Origin of the sequence: Erythrobacter sp., assembly GCA_019739335.1 — a bacterium.
GTDB lineage: Bacteria > Pseudomonadota > Alphaproteobacteria > Sphingomonadales > Sphingomonadaceae > Alteraurantiacibacter.
The window spans coordinates 3,086,682-3,103,244 of sequence record CP073261.1 but is presented as its reverse complement, the minus strand read 5'-3'; the positions used below and the strand labels follow the sequence as shown (position 1 = coordinate 3,103,244).

The 16,563-nt window shown below is 64.3% G+C and carries 19 protein-coding genes; 9 read left to right on the top strand and 10 right to left on the bottom strand.

Features of this window, described 5'->3' with window-relative positions; genetic code table 11:
• Positions 1-62: 62 nt before the first annotated feature.
• From JY451_15200 to JY451_15190, 3 genes are read right to left on the bottom strand one after another with little or no spacing between them, the layout of a single operon-like run.
• Positions 63-968 (bottom strand): 50S ribosomal protein L11 methyltransferase, encoded by a 906-nt coding sequence (locus JY451_15200; protein QZH74967.1) that lies wholly within the window; start codon positions 966-968, stop codon positions 63-65.
• Complete coding sequence (locus JY451_15195; GenBank protein QZH74966.1) at positions 965-1,879, bottom strand: MBL fold metallo-hydrolase; 915 nt, start codon at positions 1,877-1,879, stop codon at positions 965-967. Before JY451_15195 ends, JY451_15200 begins: the two co-directional genes overlap by 4 nt.
• Entirely contained in the window at positions 1,869-2,594 is a 726-nt protein-coding gene (locus JY451_15190; protein QZH74965.1) for an SDR family oxidoreductase, read from the bottom strand. The genes JY451_15195 and JY451_15190 overlap by 11 nt, the downstream gene beginning before the upstream one ends.
• Positions 2,595-3,078: 484 nt before the next feature.
• Between JY451_15190 and sdhC the strand changes: the two genes are divergently transcribed.
• From sdhC to JY451_15165, 5 genes are read left to right on the top strand one after another with little or no spacing between them, the layout of a single operon-like run.
• Positions 3,079-3,459 (top strand): succinate dehydrogenase, cytochrome b556 subunit, encoded by a 381-nt coding sequence (sdhC, locus tag JY451_15185; protein ID QZH74964.1) that lies wholly within the window; start codon positions 3,079-3,081, stop codon positions 3,457-3,459.
• Between the two features lie 8 nt (positions 3,460-3,467).
• On the top strand, positions 3,468-3,884 hold the full coding sequence (gene sdhD, locus JY451_15180) for a succinate dehydrogenase, hydrophobic membrane anchor protein (GenBank protein ID QZH74963.1): 417 nt from the start codon (positions 3,468-3,470) through the stop codon (positions 3,882-3,884).
• A complete protein-coding gene (locus tag JY451_15175; protein ID QZH74962.1) occupies positions 3,884-5,728 on the top strand; it encodes a succinate dehydrogenase flavoprotein subunit in 1,845 nt (614 codons plus the stop codon). The genes sdhD and JY451_15175 overlap by 1 nt, the downstream gene beginning before the upstream one ends.
• Positions 5,729-5,759: 31 nt before the next feature.
• A complete protein-coding gene (locus tag JY451_15170; GenBank protein QZH74961.1) occupies positions 5,760-6,254 on the top strand; it encodes a hypothetical protein in 495 nt (164 codons plus the stop codon).
• A gap of 41 nt (positions 6,255-6,295) precedes the next feature.
• The gene (locus tag JY451_15165; GenBank protein QZH74960.1) at positions 6,296-6,691 is read left to right on the top strand and encodes a VanZ family protein; all 396 of its coding nucleotides are present in this window, start codon (positions 6,296-6,298) and stop codon (positions 6,689-6,691) included.
• On the opposite strand, the gene JY451_15160 is transcribed toward JY451_15165, so the two are convergent.
• Complete coding sequence (locus tag JY451_15160) at positions 6,663-7,289, bottom strand: peptidylprolyl isomerase (GenBank protein QZH74959.1); 627 nt, start codon at positions 7,287-7,289, stop codon at positions 6,663-6,665. The two genes, JY451_15165 and JY451_15160, sit on opposite strands and share 29 nt — an antisense overlap.
• A 117-nt stretch (positions 7,290-7,406) precedes the next feature.
• Between JY451_15160 and JY451_15155 the strand changes: the two genes are divergently transcribed.
• Positions 7,407-8,816, top strand: a complete 1,410-nt coding sequence (locus JY451_15155) for a cell envelope integrity protein CreD (protein ID QZH74958.1) — start codon at positions 7,407-7,409, stop codon at positions 8,814-8,816.
• Between the two features lie 22 nt (positions 8,817-8,838).
• Here JY451_15155 and JY451_15150 read toward each other — a convergent pair whose 3' ends face one another.
• Genes JY451_15150 through JY451_15135 form a run of 4 tightly spaced genes read right to left on the bottom strand, consistent with a single transcriptional unit; the run spans position 8,839 to position 11,801 of the window.
• The gene (locus JY451_15150) at positions 8,839-9,402 is read right to left on the bottom strand and encodes an ATP-dependent Clp protease proteolytic subunit (protein QZH74957.1); all 564 of its coding nucleotides are present in this window, start codon (positions 9,400-9,402) and stop codon (positions 8,839-8,841) included.
• 36 nt (positions 9,403-9,438) lie between these two features.
• On the bottom strand, positions 9,439-10,605 hold the full coding sequence (locus JY451_15145; GenBank protein QZH74956.1) for an alpha-hydroxy-acid oxidizing protein: 1,167 nt from the start codon (positions 10,603-10,605) through the stop codon (positions 9,439-9,441).
• Positions 10,606-10,629: 24 nt separating this feature from the next.
• A complete protein-coding gene (locus JY451_15140) occupies positions 10,630-11,256 on the bottom strand; it encodes a DUF1109 domain-containing protein (protein QZH74955.1) in 627 nt (208 codons plus the stop codon).
• A complete protein-coding gene (locus JY451_15135; GenBank protein ID QZH74954.1) occupies positions 11,253-11,801 on the bottom strand; it encodes a sigma-70 family RNA polymerase sigma factor in 549 nt (182 codons plus the stop codon). The genes JY451_15140 and JY451_15135 overlap by 4 nt, the downstream gene beginning before the upstream one ends.
• Positions 11,802-11,958: 157 nt before the next feature.
• Between JY451_15135 and JY451_15130 the strand changes: the two genes are divergently transcribed.
• Together JY451_15130 and JY451_15125 are read left to right on the top strand one after the other, a co-directional pair.
• On the top strand, positions 11,959-12,363 hold the full coding sequence (locus JY451_15130) for a BlaI/MecI/CopY family transcriptional regulator (GenBank protein QZH74953.1): 405 nt from the start codon (positions 11,959-11,961) through the stop codon (positions 12,361-12,363).
• Entirely contained in the window at positions 12,360-14,204 is a 1,845-nt protein-coding gene (locus JY451_15125) for a hypothetical protein (GenBank protein ID QZH74952.1), read from the top strand. Before JY451_15130 ends, JY451_15125 begins: the two co-directional genes overlap by 4 nt.
• A gap of 14 nt (positions 14,205-14,218) precedes the next feature.
• Here JY451_15125 and JY451_15120 read toward each other — a convergent pair whose 3' ends face one another.
• Positions 14,219-14,866 carry a hypothetical protein gene (locus JY451_15120; GenBank protein QZH74951.1) on the bottom strand — a complete coding sequence of 216 codons (648 nt, stop codon included), beginning with the start codon at positions 14,864-14,866 and terminating at the stop codon, positions 14,219-14,221.
• On the bottom strand, positions 14,826-15,686 hold the full coding sequence (locus JY451_15115) for a neutral zinc metallopeptidase (protein QZH74950.1): 861 nt from the start codon (positions 15,684-15,686) through the stop codon (positions 14,826-14,828). The genes JY451_15120 and JY451_15115 overlap by 41 nt, the downstream gene beginning before the upstream one ends.
• A gap of 77 nt (positions 15,687-15,763) precedes the next feature.
• Between JY451_15115 and JY451_15110 the strand changes: the two genes are divergently transcribed.
• The gene (locus tag JY451_15110; protein QZH74949.1) at positions 15,764-16,519 is read left to right on the top strand and encodes a 3-hydroxybutyrate dehydrogenase; all 756 of its coding nucleotides are present in this window, start codon (positions 15,764-15,766) and stop codon (positions 16,517-16,519) included.
• The last annotated feature ends 44 nt before the right edge of the window (positions 16,520-16,563 follow it).

The window sequence follows — 16,563 nt, the reverse complement described above, 5'->3', positions numbered from 1 at the left end:
CGGATAGCCCGCCAGCAATATGCCGAGCAGCGCCAGCAGCCCAAGAGCCGCCTTGCGCAGCTTCACCCGGTGAAGCGGTGCCGCAACCACAGGATCGACCAGTCGCCCGCGTGCAGGCGGTGTTGCAGGCGGAAGCCCGCGCGGCGGTAGGCGGCGCGCACCAGCGGTTCCTGCCGGATCAGCAGGCCGGAGAGCAGGATACTGCCGCGCGGGGCCACGGCTCCGGCGAAGTCCTGCGCCATTTCCACCAGCGGCCCGGCGAGGATGTTGGCGATCAGCAGATCGAACGGCGCTGCGGCTTGCAGCACCGGATCGTCCATTCCGTCGGCAATCACCATCGTCACTTGCCCGGGGCCGGCGCCCAACCGCACCCGGTTGCGCTGCGCGTTCTCGATCACCGAAGGCTCGCAGACCGGGTCGATGTCGCTCGCGGTCACCACCGCGTGCGGCCACAACGCCAGAGCGGCGAAAGCAAGCAGGCCGGTGCCGGTGCCGATATCGGCGACATGGCGCGGGTTCAGCCCCTGCTGGCGCATGGCATCGAGCATGACGAGGCAGCCCGCCGTGGTGTGATGGTGCCCGGTGCCAAAGGCCTGCGCGGCGGGAATGCAGAAATCGGTGACGCCGCGCGTAGCGGCGGGTGGATGATCGGGAGTGTGGACGTGGAAGCGGCCCGCGCGGATCGGCGCTACGGCGCGCTGGCTTTCGCTCACCCAGTCGGTATCGGGCAGACGCTCGGCGACGAGGCGCGGGGGCGTGCCGTCGAACAGGGCGCGCACTGCCTTGCGCTGCGCTTCTCCGGGCTTGGCGGGGACGTAGGCGTCGAGGCACCAGCAGTCGGGTTCGTCCGGATCGACTTCATATCCGGCGAGCACGATGGTCTCGTCCCAGTCATGCACAAGTTCGCGTCGGTCGAGCGCGGCCTCGACTTCGTCCTTTGAAGCGATTGCGGACAGTTTCCAGCTCATTGCGCCCCTTCCACTTGCTGCGCCTCCTCTGCCAGCCTGGCGGTCAGGCGGGCGTCCTGCAATTCGGCATATTCGGCGCAATTCATGCCGCTGGTGAGATCGCCCGCCAGCAGCTTGTCGCGCATCCCGCTGGCCGAGGGGTGCGGAGTGAGGAGCAGGTCGCAATCGAGATCCATCAGCCGGGCTAGACCTTGGCGGAACTCAGCGACATATTCGGGATGATCGGAGAAGCGGTAGCCATCGGCGCTGATGGCGGAGAGGCTGTCGGCATAGACGATGCTGAGGCAACGCGTGTCGTCGCAGCTTTCCCAGCGATAGCTGCGCGCTCCGGGTGTGTGACCGGGCGTAAAAATTGAATCGATCTCAAGAATGTCGAAACCGATTGAAGAACTCCCTTCGAGCCCTTCTTCAGTCATCACCGGCGTGAAGGGTTCGTTGATGGTGAACTGAGGGTCGGCGGGTGCTGCCCGCCCGGTCGTATAGCTTTCACCCGACTCCGGGCCTACCATCAGCAAGGCACCGCTCGCCTGTTGGAGCCGCGCCATGCCGCCAACGTGATCGTGATGCTCATGGCTGGCGAGCAACAATCCGATATCGACCGGATCGATGGCAAGCGCAGCGATGTTGTCGAGCACGACGCGCGCGCCTGCTTCCGTCCCTGAATCGATCAGTACGTGCTCGTCCTGCCCGGCGATCAGGATCGCGGAGATGCCGCAGGTGCCGACGTACCAGGTGTTGCCGTGAATGCGGAACAGCGGGCCGGGCTTGTCCCAGTCGTCCCAGTCCTCGCAGGCTGCTACCCAGGCCGCGCGCATTTCGGCGTCGGCCTGCTCCATCTCGTCGGCCTGCGCCAGCGCTGCCGATGGCAGGAGCAATGCGGCAATTCCTGCCCATACGAGTCTACCGGACATAGCTGGCTCCATTGGCATCGATCACCGCGCCGGTCATGCTCCCAGGCGCATCGAGCGCGCAGAATACAGCAATCGCGGCGATTTCCTCCGGCTCGGCAACCCGCCCCAGCGGAATATCCGCCAGCAGCCCGGCACCGCCTCGACTGGCGAGATAGTCCCCCGCCATCGCCGTGTCGGTGAACCCCGGCGTGACCGCGAAGCTGAGGATTCCTTCGCTCGCATAGCCGCGCGCGATGGTCTTGTGCATTGCTATCATCCCGCCCTTTGCGGCGGCATAGTGCCAGTGCGCGGGCGAATCTCCGCGATAGGCGGCGCGGCTGGCGACATGGACGATCCGGCCCCCATTGCCTCCTTTGGCATTCCCGCGCTCCTGCCAGTGGCGCACCGCAAAACGGCTGAGCTGCGCGGCGCTGGTGAGGTTGATCCGCAAGGTATCCTCCCAGCGATCCAGCCATTCGATATCACTGGCGTGAAGCGGGTTCTGTTCGAAGAATCCGGCGTTGTTCACCAGCACGTCGATCCGCCCGTCGAGCCGGTCGAGCGCTTCTTCCCACAGCATCTGCGGGGCGGGGGGATCGGCGAAATCGGCAGCGATCGTGCGGGCGTCCACGGCCCGCGTGGCATGGCCGATGACCGTGCAGCCGCGCTCCGCCAACTGCTGCGAAATCGCCCTGCCGATACCACGGCTGCTGCCGGTGACGAGAATGTGTGTCATATTGCCGCTTTAGCGCCGGGTGCCGGAGTGGCAAACCCGGAAGTGAGTCCCCGCGCAGGCGGGGACCTCGGCGATTTGCGGCTCGACCTTCAAGGAGGTCCCCGCGTGCGCGGGGAGTGCAGGCTAAGACCAAAGGTGCGCTTGTCACGCGCGCACCATCCGCTAAGAGCGGCGATCGATAGATGTGAACCACCGGGACGGAGCCGATTTTGGCCGAGTGCGAGGAGCGCGGAGGAAGCGATGCCAAAGCATCGTGACCGACAAGCGACGCTGCAATCGGCCAAAATCGGCCCGCCCCGGAGGGGTTGCCTTGGGAGGCCCCTCGGACAGCGTCGTCTTGCTTGGACGGGCCACCAGCCCGCCCTGCGCAAGACTCCTTGCCGAGAAGCCTCCCAAGGCAATCACGGTGGTTCACATCTATTGATCGCCGCTCTAGTGGAGCGCGACCTTTCAGGACACATCGGGACTCGCCCGGAGGAACACTATGGCCAACCGCCCGCTATCGCCGCATCTCAGCATCTGGAAATGGGGGCCGCATATGGCCACCTCGATCCTTCACCGGGTCAGCGGCAACGGCATGGCCTTTGTCGGACTGCCGGTGCTGCTGTGGTGGCTTGCCGCACTGGCGAGCGGGCCGGAGGCCTACGAGACCTTCACTTCTGCCGCCACCAATCCGCTGGGATATGTGGTGCTGGTCGGCTTGAGCTGGGCCTTTTTCAACCATCTGTCTTCGGGCGTGCGCCACTTCGTTCTCGATATCGGCGCGGGTTACGAGCTGGAGACGAACAAGCGCTTTTCGTGGGTCTCGATCGCGTCGGGTGTGGTGCTTACTGCGGCATTCTGGGCCGCGCTTCTTCTTTTCTAGGACTGATCATGGGTAGACGAACTTCTCTCGAACCCTTCGGCGGGAAGGGCACGGCCATCGGCCACGTCCGCGGTCTCGGCTCGGCGCATCACGGTGCGCACCATTGGCTGCTGCAACGCTTCACTGCGGTCGGCAACCTGGTGCTGATCGGCTTCCTGGTCATTTCCTTCCTGCTGCTGCCCGATCTGTCCTATGCCACGGCGCGGGACTGGGTGTCGCAGCCGGTGCCCGCGCTGGCGCTCGCGCTGATCATGGTCAACACCTTCTGGCACGCGCGGCTTGGCGTGCAGATCATGCTGGAAGACTATGTCGATACGCCGGGCAACAAGTTTGCCGCCGTGCTGCTGCTGAACGTGGCAATTTTCGCCGGGTCAGCGTTCGGGCTGTTCTCGCTGGCCCGCCTGGTATTCGGAGGAGCCGCATAATGGCCCGCAGCCAGACATTCGAAGTGGGCGGCCGCGCCTATCCGATTACCGATCATACCTATGACGTGGTGGTGGTCGGCGCAGGCGGATCAGGCCTTCGCGCGACGATGGGCGCGGCGGAAGCCGGGCTGAAAACCGCGAACATTTCCAAGGTCTTCCCCACCCGCTCGCACACTGTCGCAGCGCAGGGCGGGATCGCCGCTTCGCTGGGCAACAACAGCCCCGATCACTGGTCGTGGCACATGTACGATACGGTCAAGGGTGCCGACTGGCTTGGTGACCAGGACGCGATCGAATACCTCGCGCGCGAAGCCCCGCAGGCGGTTTACGAACTCGAGCACGCAGGCGTCCCATTCAGCCGCAATGCCGATGGCACGATCTACCAGCGCCCCTTCGGCGGGCACATGCAGAACATGGGCGAAGGCCCGCCCGTGCAGCGCACGGCTGCTGCAGCGGACCGCACCGGCCACGCCATGCTCCACGCGCTCTACCAGCAGAGCCTGAAATACGCGGCGGACTTCTTCATCGAATACTTCGCCATCGACCTGATCATGCAGGGCGAAGGCGCGAACAAGCGCTGCGTCGGCGTGATCGCGATGTGCCTCGACGATGGCACGATCCACCGCTTCCGCGCCCACGGCGTGGTGCTGGCGACGGGTGGCTACGGTCGCTGCTACTACACCGCTACATCGGCCCACACTTGCACCGGCGACGGCGGCGGCATGGTGCTGCGCGCGGGCCTGCCCTTGCAGGACATGGAATTCGTCCAGTTCCACCCCACCGGCATTTACGGCGCGGGCGTGCTGATTACCGAAGGCGCGCGGGGCGAGGGCGGTTACCTCACCAATTCCGAAGGCGAGCGGTTCATGGAACGCTATGCCCCTTCGGCGAAGGATCTGGCGTCGCGCGACGTGGTCAGCCGCTCGATGGCTCTGGAAATGCGCGAAGGACGCGGCGTCGGGCCGGAGAAGGACCACATCTACCTCCACCTCGATCACATCGATCCCAAGGTGCTGGCTGAACGCCTGCCCGGGATCACCGAAAGCGGCAAGATCTTCGCCGGGGTGGACCTCACCCGCCAGCCGCTGCCCGTCACCCCGACGGTGCATTACAACATGGGCGGCATCCCCTGTAACTACCACGGCGAAGTGGTGACGCTCGGGCCTGACGGGAACCCCGACCATGTCGTCCCCGGCCTGTTCGCGGTAGGCGAAGCGGCCTGCGTTTCGGTGCATGGTGCCAATCGCCTCGGCTCGAACTCGCTGATCGATCTCGTGGTGTTCGGCCGCGCGACGGGCTTCCGACTCAAGGAAACCATCACGCCGGGCACCGCGCATCAGGAGCTGCCGGGCGACAGCGCCGATTTCGCGCTGGGCCGCCTCGATCACTTCCGCTTTGCCGATGGCGGCTCCCCTACCGCGCAGGTGCGCAGCGAAATGCAGAAGACGATGCAGAAGCACGCCGCCGTGTTCCGCGATTCCGCGCTGATGAGCGAAGGCGTGCGCCAGCTTGGCGAAACCAACAAGCGGCTGCAGGACGTGAAGGTGCACGACCGCTCGCTGATCTGGAATAGCGACCTGATTGAGACGCTGGAACTCGATAACCTGATGGCGCAGGCAGCGGTGACAATGCACTCCGCTGAAAACCGCAAGGAATCGCGCGGCGCCCACGCGCACGAGGATTTCCCCGAGCGGGACGATGCCGAATGGATGAAGCACACCGTGGCCTGGTTCGATGGTTGGGGCGGCAGCGGCGGCGCGGTGGAGATCGGCTATCGCCCGGTGCACGAATATACGCTCACGGACGATATCGAATACATCAAACCGAAGAAGCGTGTGTATTGATGGGTGGATAGCAAAGCGAAGGGGACTTGGAATGGCTGTTGGCGACCGGGTTACCAAGCGGGGTTTTTTCACCAAGGCGCTTTATCTGCGCTCGCAACCGTCGCATGAACTCGAACAACGCTTGGGCTATCGCACGGGCCGGCTATCACAGGGCTGGTCACTGTTGTTTATGGACGATATGCTGACGGAAACCGACTTTGAATTCCGCGGCTACAGCCAGATGAGCGGCGGGGTAGCCCAGGGTCACCTTCCAAATCCCCCCGATCCGCGGAATTCCGAACAGTGGTTAAGGGATAACAATTTCGACCTGCCGCGCCTGAAGCAAAAGATCATTCGCGAAGTGTTCGCCTATACAGGCCATGAACGGCTGGCGAAGGTGGTCCCGCTGGCGGGCGAATTCGGCGAGGACGATTACCCGCCTGGCAGCGGAATTCCGCAATGGACAATCGTTCGCCCCAAGGGCGTGCAGTTCAGGGTTGCTGCCGAAATCGGACCGGGCATGGTCTATCTGGGAAACTATACCTGAGCATCTGGCGCAAATATCGGGCGCAGACGGAACGCAGGACGTTGTCGACCAACCTCATCATCCCGGCTTGGTCAACTGCAGTGCTGGCTATGCTCTATTTCGCTCTCGCCCCTGCAGAAGCGGGCGGGATCGGCGGCGCCGAATATCACGGCGTCGCCTTCATGTTGCTTGGCCTGTTCACCCCGGCGGCTTGGCCAAGACTGCAACTGGTGACGGTCTGGATGGGGCTGCTGGCACTGGCGGGGATAATTGAAATCGCTCAATTTCTCATGCTCGCTCGACGAGTGGCAAGTGCCGAGGACTGGTTCCTTGGTGCAGCAGCTGCCACTATTGGCGTGATCTGCTACCGGATCTGGATTTGGCTATATGCTCGCGTGCAACGAGAGCGATGTGAGGCGGCTGAAGAGCCTACTCCGCCGCCACCCGCGCCTCGGTAATCACTACCGGTTGCGCCAACATCTCCCCACGCATCCAGCCTTCGCCCTTGTCCGGATCGATCGGGGCGGCGTGGATCGCCTCGACCACGTCCATCCCTCCGGTAACATAGCCGAAAACGGCATAACCGTTGCGCCAAACCGGATCTTCGGCTTCGGGATCGGCATCGAGCCCGGTTTGGTCGCCCAGCATGATCGAGAAATCGCCCGTCGCGCTGCCCGACTCACCCATCGCCATGGAGATCGCGCCGCGGGTGTGGGTCAGGCCGGTCTGGGTGGTCGACTCGTGCGGGATCGGCGGCAGGGTTCGCTCCGGATCATTCTGGGCGCCGCCCTGGATCAGGCCGTTGGGCTGATCGCCCCACTCCAGCTTCATCGCCCGGTAGAACACCGCACCGTCGAACCGCCCTTCCTCGACATATCGGAGGAAATTGGCGGCGGTGAGTGGCGCGCGCTCGCTTTCCAGCGTGATGGTGATGTCGCCCATCGTGGTTTCGAGCACGACGTCAGTGGTGGCGAATATGGGAGCCGGTTCGGGAACCTCCTGTGCGGCGAGCGGAGTGGCGATGAGCAGGGCGAGCAAGGCAAGAAGTCTGGTCATGCCCCTGATTGTGCTGCGTATGGCCACAAGGTCAACAGCCTTTCAGACCATTCACCTGCCATTCAATTCATCGCTCACAATGCACGGTTCGTCGTATAGCTTTAAGGAGGTGAAGCGATGTCCCGAGAACGAAGCCCCGGCATGAAACTGTTCATGGCCGGACTGGTGGCAGCAGTGCTGATCGTGCCGCTGATGATGGTCTACGCGCTGGTCTGGGATCGCGAGAACCAGTCCCAAAACGCGCAGGCGCAGATCGAGGCAGGGTGGGGCGGGGCGCAGACCATCACCGGGCCGCTGCTCGTTATCCCCTATACGGGGACGGTTTCCGAAAGCGAGACGGTGAACGGCCAGCAACGCGAGGTGCGCCGCAGTGTGGAGCGGGAACTGTTTGTCTCGCCCGCGCGGCAGCAGGTGGAAACTGCCATCGATCCCGACCGCAAGGCTTACACGATCTATGAAAGCGTGGTCTATCAGGCCGATATCAGCGGCACGGCCAGCTTTGCGCTGGACGAGGAACTGGCGCGGCTCGGAGTGACGCGCGAGAGCCTGCAATTCGACCGCGCCGAACTGCGTTTCGGCATTTCCGACCCGCGTGGGCTGACCGACGGGGCGCAGGTTCGCGTGGGCGGGCAGGTGGTGCGGCTCAGCCCCGGCAATGGCCCGAACGCCACGGCCGGCGCGGGCTTTTCCGCCCCGGTTGCGTGGGACGGCGCTGCGCCCTTGCAGGTCAGTTGGGAATACGGACTGCGCGGCAGCCGCTCGCTCGCGCTGGTACCGCGCGGCGGGAAGACCGCTTGGACCGTCAGCTCGCCGTGGCCGCACCCCAGTTTCACCGGCGGCTTTTTGCCCGATGAGCGCGAGGTAAGCGCCCAGGGCTTCACCGCCACTTATGCCGGGATCACCAATCTCGCACTCGGCCAGCGGTTGCTGGCGCTGGAGGACGGCGGCATGGCGCTGATGGCCGATAACATTGGCTACGATCCCGCCTTTGCCATCGACAGCAACATGGCGGCGAGCGGTGGCAACTCGGGCCCGGTCAAGATCGGGCTGGTCGATCCGGTCGATCTCTACAGCCAGGTGGATCGGGCAGTGAAATACGGCTTCCTGTTCATCGGCTTCACGTTTGCTGTGTTCTTGATGTTCGACGTGGTGGCGGGGGCGCGGGTGGCGAGTGCCGAGTACCTGCTCACCGGCGCGGGGCTGGTGCTGTTCTTCGTCATGCTGCTGGCCTTTGCCGAGATGATTGGCTTTGCGCTGGCCTATGTTGTGGCAGCGGCGGCGATCATCGGGCTGCTGACGGCCTACAGCGCAGCGGTTTTGGGCACTTGGCGGCGTGCGGGCTTTATCGGCGCGATGTTGGCCTCGCTATACGCGCTGCTGTTCGTGCTGCTGAGCATGGAGACCTACTCGCTGGTGATCGGATCGCTGCTACTCTTCGCGGCGCTGGCGGGCATCATGTATGCCACCCGTTCGGTCGATTGGGCGCTAGTGCGGCGCAGTGAGGACGGGATGATGCCGGAGAGCTGAGAAGGGAGAAGAAGGAGCCGGGTCAGATCACCCCTGCGATCAGGCCCAGCTCCTTCGCTTCCTCGCAATTGACGTACCAGTTGTCGGGAGCGCGGCGCTGCACTTCCTTGAACGTGACCCGGCTTCCCTCGATGATGCAGCGAAAGCCTTCTTCCTCGATGGCAATTGAATGCTCGATCTCATTGAGTGCCGCCTTGAGTTGCGCGGTGCAGCTTCGCAGCGGACCGGAGAGATTGATCGTCCGGGAAATCTGCCGCTCGTGAATCAGTAGGCTTGTGCTCCTCGTCATGAAACGATGCGCGATTGGAAATCCTGCCATGAATGTCGCCCCGGCCGAATAAACAACCGCCTTGCCGAGAAAGGCCACGATACGCCCTGTCCCTCGCAGCAGGCGGACATCGTCGGCCATTGCCCGCGCGACTTCCGGATTGCCGCCTAGCGTGGTGATGGCGATCACCAGCATTCCTTCGGTAGGCGCAGCGGCGAGCTGGTTCCGGAATTCCTTGTACATGGCATCGTCCATGCTGCCGATGAGGCGCAGCTGCGGTGCCGCGAGAATATCTTCAGTTGAAATCGTATCGGCCATTCTGCCCAAACGCTGGCGCAGGCAGTTGGCTCCAGCCTAGCGTCGCCGCAAGTGATCGGAAGTGAGCTGGTCCACCCGGCTTACCCCCATCAGTTGCATTCCCCGGCGGATCTCGGTGTCGAGTAGACCAATGGCGCGATCCACGCCCGGCTGACCCGCGGCGGCCAGCGCGTAGAGGTACAGCCGCCCGCCGCTCACAGCTTTCGCGCCGGTCGCCAGCGCTTTCAGGACATGGGTGCCGCGCCGCACACCGCCGTCGAGGATGACCTCGACCCGGTCCCCCACCGCCTGCACGATCTCGTCGAGCTGGTCGAACGGGGCGCGGCTGCCGTCGAGTTGCCGCCCGCCGTGGTTTGAGACCATGATCGCATCCACACCCATATCCGCCGCCCGCCGCGCATCGGCCACCGACATGATCCCTTTCAGGCAGAAGGTGCCGCCCCAGTCATCGCGCAATTGCTCGGCTGCCTGCCAGTTGAGGCCGGGATCGAGCATCGAATTGAAGTAGTCCTGGATCGAAATCGCCTGCCCGCTGCCCGCCGCGACGTGGGTGGACAAATTGGGCAGGTCGAATTTCTCGCGGAACAGGAAGTTCAGCGCCCATGCCGGGTGCCTCGCGTAGGACAGCACGTTGGACGGAGTGAACCTCGGCGGAGTGGTGAAGCCGGTGCGCTTGCAGCGTTCGCGGTTGCCTGAAACTACCGTGTCCACTGTCAGCGTGATCGCATCGAACTTCGCCGCCTTCGCCCGCTGCGTCAGCGCCGCGTTCAGCCCGCGATCGCGATGGTAATAGTATTGCAGCATCTTGGGACCGGACCACTTTGCGCTCACTTCCTCGATGCTCACGGTGGAGAGGCTGGAAATGCCGAACCACAGCCCGTATTTCTCCGCCACCGCAGCAACTGCGCGCTCGCCGTGCCAGTGGAACAGTCGCTGGAGCGCGGTGGGGCTTAGCATGAGAGGCAGACGGCTCTCACGGCCCATGACGGTGATCGAGGGATCGACATTCTCTGCCCCCACCAGCACATCGGGGACCAGGTCGACTGCATCGAAGGCAGCGGTGTTGCGGTCCTTGGTGCCCTCGTCATCCGCGCCGCCGTCGATGTAGTGGAACACCGGGAAGGGCAGGCGACGCCGCGCCAACTCGCGGAAATCCGCGATATTGTGGCACTCGGCCAGCCGCCGGACTTTTCCGATTTTCATGAGCAGCACGCCTAGCGCGCCGCGTCACCAGCGCAAGAGCTTCGGCCCCGTCAGCCAGCCGATTGCCGCCATGGCCAGCATCGGCAGGCAGTAGAGGGTGGCCATGAACAGCATCCCGAGTTCGGGGCAGAACGGCGCATATGCCGTCATCGCCACGGCTCCGCCGAACAATCCTGCCACCAGCCCGGCGCGGCGCAGATCGGTGGGGGCAAGCGCCCTTACGGCCAGCACGGCTCCGGCAAATCCCAGCGGGCTCATCACCAGCATGGCAGTAAGGCATCGCCGCCATGTCGGAGCTTCAATCACGGGGCCGATCATCGCCAGTTCCAAGCCCAGTAGCGCGACCACCGGTATAAACGGAACGGCCAGCGCACCGATAGCCCAGCGGGCCGAGCGTCCCGGCTTACCGAGCACGATCAGCGCGCCGACGCTCAGGAGCAGCACGGCGATGGAGAAGCCCCATTTCACCGTGATTGGGCCGATTCCGTTGGCCCCGACCGAGGCAAATGCGCCATCCAGCACCAGCGCCACGCCCAGCACGCACAGAATCATCGCAGCCAGCAACGGCAGGGCAAAACGTCGCGCGGCCCCCTGCGGCGGTATTACACCGTCTTCGGCGAGCCGATCAATCAGGGCATCGATATCGGTCATTCCCCGCGTTCTTCCACCAGTTCCTTCAGCCGCAGCATTCCGCGATGCACACGCAGTTTCATTGCCGACACGCCGATGCCGATCTTCTCCGCTGCCTCGCGATTGGTCAGGCCATCGATATGGGTCAGACGGATCGCCTGCGCCTGCGCTTCGGGCAATTGCTCGAGCAGATCGGTAATATCGATTCCCGCAAATGTATCTGCCGCCACGCCCAGATCTGCGGTGTCATCAAGCACCAGCCGGCTGCGCCCGCGCCGCCGCCAGTGATCGATCAGTTTGTAATTGGCGATCGCAAAGATCCACGGCGCTACGGGCCGCCCCGGATCGAGCGTGTGGCGCTTGCCATGCAAGGCGATCAGGCATTCCTGCAACACGTCCTCCAGTTCGCTGTCCGCACCGATCTTCCGCGCCAGCATCGCGCGAATGCGCCGACTCGCCTCGGCCAGAAAATGTCGATAGGCGACACGGTCTCCACCGCGCGCCGCTGCCATCAAGCGATCGAGCGGCTCGGAATCAGCAGTTGGTGGAATATCGGTTCGTTCCATGCATCGATGCGGTTACCCCATTTCGCGCGCGTGGGCGAAGGGGTTACATCAAGGCCACATCCCGCTCTCCGGTTTCAAAGCACCGGTTGCATTCAACCAGCGTTCAGATTACAAACGTAATCGTAAGGCTGTCGATGCGACCATTTGGGAGGTCACAATGAGTGGGGATTCAGCTTCGGGTACTGGTGAAACGGGTGCCGAACGCATCAGCGATGCCGAGCACGCAGTGATGGAAGCGCTGTGGCGCAAGAGCCCGCAAACCGCTGCCGATGTCTGCGAGGCGATCTGTGCTGAACGCGGCTGGTCCATCCCCACGGTCAAGACGCTGCTTTCCCGGCTGGTGGCCAAGGGCGTGCTGGCGACGCAGCCTGATGGCCGCCGCTTCCTCTACACCCCGCTGATCGAACGTTCCGCCTATCTCGGCACCGAGTCGAAACGGCTGGTCGAGCGACTGTTCGGTGGTCGCGCCGCGCCATTGTTCGCGCATCTGGCGGAAAGCGAGTCGCTGACCCGAGAAGACATCACCGAGATCGAGCGCCTGCTGCGGGAGATGAAGAAATGACCGGCCTCTCCGACTGGATGATCGACACCTTCGTCTATACTGGCGCGCTGATCGCGCTGGTGCTGCTGGTCCGCCGCCCGGTGGCGCGGCATTTCGGCCCGCAATTGGCCTATGCCCTGTGGGCGCTACCGCTGCTGCGCTTTGTGATGCCGCCGATCACCTTGCCCGCGTGGATGAATCCGGGCGAGCCCGTGGAACAGGTGGCGCAAGGCACCGGGGCCGAGCCGCTCATGGTGGTTATCTCCGAAGCCAGCGCCGCTGCAGCGCCGGTTGCAGCCCCGTACGCCACCGCGCCCGCTGCCGAACCCCTGGCAGGCATTCCGCTTACCGAATTGCTGCTGGTCCTGTGGCTGGGCGGGGCGCTGTTGTTCCTGCTGGGGCGGACGCGCGATTACATCCGGATGCGCCGCGATCTGCTGGCCGATGCGCGCCCGATGGGCGAAGCGGGCAAGGTCCGGCTGGTGGAAACGCCTGCCGTGAGCGCGCCTGTCGCCTTCGGCATTCGCGACAAGGTCGTCGCGCTGCCGGTCGATTTCATGGCGCTGATCGACGTGAAAGCGCGCGACATGGCGATCGCGCACGAGCTGGCGCATCACCGCGGCCACGATCTTCTCGCCAACATTGCGGCGCAACCGCTGTTGGCCTTGCACTGGTTCAATCCGCTCGCCTGGTGGGGCTGGCGAGCGATGCGGATCGATCAGGAGGCGGCCTGCGATGCGCGGGTCGTTTCCGGGCGGGCGCGGCCGGAACGGGCGGCCTATGCCGAGGTTATCGCGGGCTTTGCTGCCGGTGAGCATCTCGCACTGGCTGCTCCGATGGCCTGCCCGGTGCTGGGCGAGAAGTCCATCATCCACCGATTGAGGAGCCTCACCATGTCCGACATTTCCACCCGTCGCCGCCGTATCGGCATCGTCGCGATCACGACCACCGCGCTGGCGCTGCCGCTGACCGCGTCGATCACTTACGCCCAGCCGGGGCAGGAGCAGGACGTCGATGCGCCTGCTGCCTCAAGCGACGAGAGCGAGATCGAGCGCCGTGTGGTGCGGATCGACCGCCGGATGGGCGGAGAGGGCGATGTCGAAGTGGAAGTCGACGATTCCGGTGAACACCATGTCGAAGTCACGGTCATCCGCGAAGGCGCCGAAGGCGAGGATGGCGAGCGCCGGATTGTCCGCCGGGTAGTCCGCCGCGGCGAACATGGCGACATGAGCGAGGCTGAGATCGAGGCGATGATTGCCGAAATGGAAGCCGAATTCGCCGGGCTGGACGCGGAAATCCAGCGCGAGGTCTCGCTGGCCATGGCCCACAGCGCCCGCGCTGCCGAAGCGGAAAACCGCTTTGTCGTCATCAACGAAGGCGAGGAGCGCCGCCACAATATCGACGCGCGGTGCGATGGCGAGAACACTGTGGTCCATCAGGACCTGGGCGATGGCCGCCGGGCGATGATAATCTGCCACAGCGCGATTCAGGCCCATGCCGCAAACGGTATCCGTGCAGCAATGGCGGCGATTTCAGCAAACGAACACCTTTCGGCAGAAACGCGCGCGGAAATCCGCCGCGAACTGGAAGAAGCCGCTGCCGAAATGGAAGCCGCGCGCGAAGAAATGGAAGCTGCGCGGATCGAAGCGCGGCGCGTATCTTTCCACGTTGCGCCTCCCGCTCCGCCCAAGCCTCCGCGTGCTGCGCCCCAACCCGTACGGGCATCGGTAGCCTACAGGTTCTCCGCCGAGCCCGCTCCGGCATTCCAGCCTGCCAGCCTGCTGGTCCCGGCAATTACGGAAGAGTGCAACGACACCGAGCCGCAGCGCACCACCCGCTTGGTGGCGCGCGTTACCGCCTGAGCCCGTCCGCCGGACTATTCGGCTGTTGGCTGGACGATGGCACGACTGACGAAGACCGTATCGTCGCCATCGCCAGTCATCGCCGTTGCGACAGTGTGCTGCGGTTGGGCATCCGCGTCCAGGCGCGCCACCATGTCGGGCGTGGCAGGACGCGCGGGGTAGGGGCAGCCGCGCGCCTCGCCCAGGCCCTTCAGGTAGGCGCGGCGCATCTGCCCGGCGACGATCGCCTCCCGGAACTCGAATTCGTGATTGTTCGCGCCCGATAGCTCGCGGATGATCCCGCGAAAGGGAATGAACATCCCCACTGCACGTTGTGCCACGCCGCCAGGTGTGAGCCGCCGCTCGCGCGCGACGCGGGTGTCATAGTCGTCCCCCAGTACCGCATCGAGATCGCCGATGCCGGAAAGGATGGCGGCGCAATCGGCCATTCCCCGGTTGGCATAGGGATCGCTGCGCGCCGCGATCAGGACAGCGGGAATCGGATCGCGAGCCAGGTTAAGATCCGTCAGCGGTGTCATCGCCGCATCGATCAGGTCGGGCTCGCGGTCGCTCACATCGTCCTGCGCCATTGCAGGTGTCGCGGTGAGCGCCAATCCGGCAGCGGCCAGCGCCGCCCGCACCTTAGCCCGCTTGCAGGATTTGCCGGTCACATTGCAGGTCATCGCCGCTCTCCATGCCGAGCCGCAGGGCGTTCATGCGCTGCTGGCTGGTCCCGTGGGTGAAATTCTCTGACGAGACGCGCCCGCCGGTCAGGGTATCGTCACCGATGGCGGCAGCGGCGTTCATGCCTTCTTCCAGATCGCCAGGTTCGATCAGGTTGCGGTTCTTGCCTGCCCACACGCCGGCGTAGCAATCGGCGTGCAGTTCCATCATTACCTGTAGCTGGTTGGCGCGGCGCGGGTCCTGCTGCTGGGCACTGCGGATCTGCCCGGAAATGCCGGTGATTGTCTGCACGTGGTGGGCATATTCGTGCGCGACGACATAAAGGCGCGCAAAATCGCCGCCGTTGCCCGCCATGCGCGCGAGTTCGTCGTAGAAGTTGACATCGATGTACATCGTCTCGTCCGCGGGGCAATAAAACGGCCCCATGCCGACCGAGCCGGGACCGCAGCCGGTGTTGAACTGCTGCGAAGTGGCAAAACGTAGCGTCGGCTGGCGGAATTCGAGGTTCTGTGCAGCGAACAACGGTTGCCAGGTGTCGTTGAGCGATGACAGCGCGTTACAGGTTTCAGTCGCATATTCATTCGATGAACAGATTGCCTGCGCATCTTCGCCGGAGGGAGCCTGGGTCACCTGTCCTTGTTGAGTGCCTTCTACCGTGGCGAGCATCTCTGCCGGGTCTACCCCGAACACCAGCGCGCCGATCAGCACGATCACGATGCCACCGCAGCCCAGCTTTCCGCCACCACCCAGACCGCCGCCGCCCCCGCCGCCAGTGGTGCCAACCTGGATATTGCCGGTATTGAATGGATTTAGCCTCATCGAAATCCCCGTGCCTGTTGCCCTGCTATCGCCCTGAACCTAGAGCCGTGGCGAATTCAACCCGCAAGGAGAACCAAATGTTCCTCGAAGGCAAGCGCGCACTTGTAACCGGCTCCACTTCGGGCATCGGCCTCGCCATCGCCCGCGCGCTTCATGCCGAGGGAGCGCAGGTTGTGCTCAACGGTTTTGGCGATGCGAACCAGATCGCGCAGCTTTGCGAGGAACTGGGCGCAACCCATTCGGGCGCCGACCTGACCGATGTCGCCGCGATCGAAGACATGATGGCGCAGGCGGGCGGTGTGGACGTGCTCGTCAACAACGCCGGGATGCAGCATGTCGCCCCGGTGGAGGACTTTCCGCCGGAGAAGTGGGACCGGATCATCGCGCTGAACCTCTCCGCCGCTTTCCACACCGCGCGGCTCGCGGTGCCGCACATGAAGCGCGCGGGTTGGGGCCGGATCATCAACACCGCCAGCGCCCATTCGACTACCGCCAGCCCGTACAAGGCCGCCTATGTCGCCGCCAAGCACGGGATCGCCGGGCTGACCAAGGTGCTGGCGCTGGAACTGGCGGAACTGAACATCACCGCCAATTGCATTTCACCCGGCTATGTCTGGACCCCGCTGGTGGAAAACCAGATCCCCGACACGATGAAAAGCCGCGGGATGACGCGCGAACAGGTGATCAACGACGTTATCCTCGAACGCCAACCGTCGAAGAAGTTCTCGCAACCGGAGGAAGTGGGCGCACTGGCAGCGTTCCTCTGCCGCGACGTGGCGCAGAACATAACCGGCGCCAACTACGAGATCGATGGCGGGTGGACGGCGCAATAGGAAACGGAGAGGCCGTAAGGGTATTGTCGGCGTTTGGTTCGACA

Excerpts from the sequence above, each read along its gene's own strand:
- JY451_15170 (QZH74961.1), top strand. The coding sequence starts at position 5,760 with ATGGCTGTTGGCGACCGGGTTACCAAGCGGGGTTTTTTCACCAAGGCG.
- JY451_15135 (QZH74954.1), bottom strand. The coding sequence starts at position 11,801 with ATGGAACGAACCGATATTCCACCAACTGCTGATTCCGAGCCGCTCGAT.
- JY451_15110 (QZH74949.1), top strand. The coding sequence starts at position 15,764 with ATGTTCCTCGAAGGCAAGCGCGCACTTGTAACCGGCTCCACTTCGGGC.
- sdhD (QZH74963.1), top strand. The coding sequence starts at position 3,468 with ATGGGTAGACGAACTTCTCTCGAACCCTTCGGCGGGAAGGGCACGGCC.
- JY451_15115 (QZH74950.1), bottom strand. The coding sequence starts at position 15,686 with ATGAGGCTAAATCCATTCAATACCGGCAATATCCAGGTTGGCACCACT.
- JY451_15190 (QZH74965.1), bottom strand. The coding sequence starts at position 2,594 with ATGACACACATTCTCGTCACCGGCAGCAGCCGTGGTATCGGCAGGGCG.
- JY451_15195 (QZH74966.1), bottom strand. The coding sequence starts at position 1,879 with ATGTCCGGTAGACTCGTATGGGCAGGAATTGCCGCATTGCTCCTGCCA.
- JY451_15130 (QZH74953.1), top strand. The coding sequence starts at position 11,959 with ATGAGTGGGGATTCAGCTTCGGGTACTGGTGAAACGGGTGCCGAACGC.
- JY451_15150 (QZH74957.1), bottom strand. The coding sequence starts at position 9,402 with ATGGCCGATACGATTTCAACTGAAGATATTCTCGCGGCACCGCAGCTG.
- JY451_15140 (QZH74955.1), bottom strand. The coding sequence starts at position 11,256 with ATGACCGATATCGATGCCCTGATTGATCGGCTCGCCGAAGACGGTGTA.
- sdhC (QZH74964.1), top strand. The coding sequence starts at position 3,079 with ATGGCCAACCGCCCGCTATCGCCGCATCTCAGCATCTGGAAATGGGGG.
- JY451_15145 (QZH74956.1), bottom strand. The coding sequence starts at position 10,605 with ATGAAAATCGGAAAAGTCCGGCGGCTGGCCGAGTGCCACAATATCGCG.
- JY451_15120 (QZH74951.1), bottom strand. The coding sequence starts at position 14,866 with ATGACCTGCAATGTGACCGGCAAATCCTGCAAGCGGGCTAAGGTGCGG.
- JY451_15200 (QZH74967.1), bottom strand. The coding sequence starts at position 968 with ATGAGCTGGAAACTGTCCGCAATCGCTTCAAAGGACGAAGTCGAGGCC.
- JY451_15160 (QZH74959.1), bottom strand. The coding sequence starts at position 7,289 with ATGACCAGACTTCTTGCCTTGCTCGCCCTGCTCATCGCCACTCCGCTC.
- JY451_15175 (QZH74962.1), top strand. The coding sequence starts at position 3,884 with ATGGCCCGCAGCCAGACATTCGAAGTGGGCGGCCGCGCCTATCCGATT.
- JY451_15155 (QZH74958.1), top strand. The coding sequence starts at position 7,407 with ATGTCCCGAGAACGAAGCCCCGGCATGAAACTGTTCATGGCCGGACTG.
- JY451_15125 (QZH74952.1), top strand. The coding sequence starts at position 12,360 with ATGACCGGCCTCTCCGACTGGATGATCGACACCTTCGTCTATACTGGC.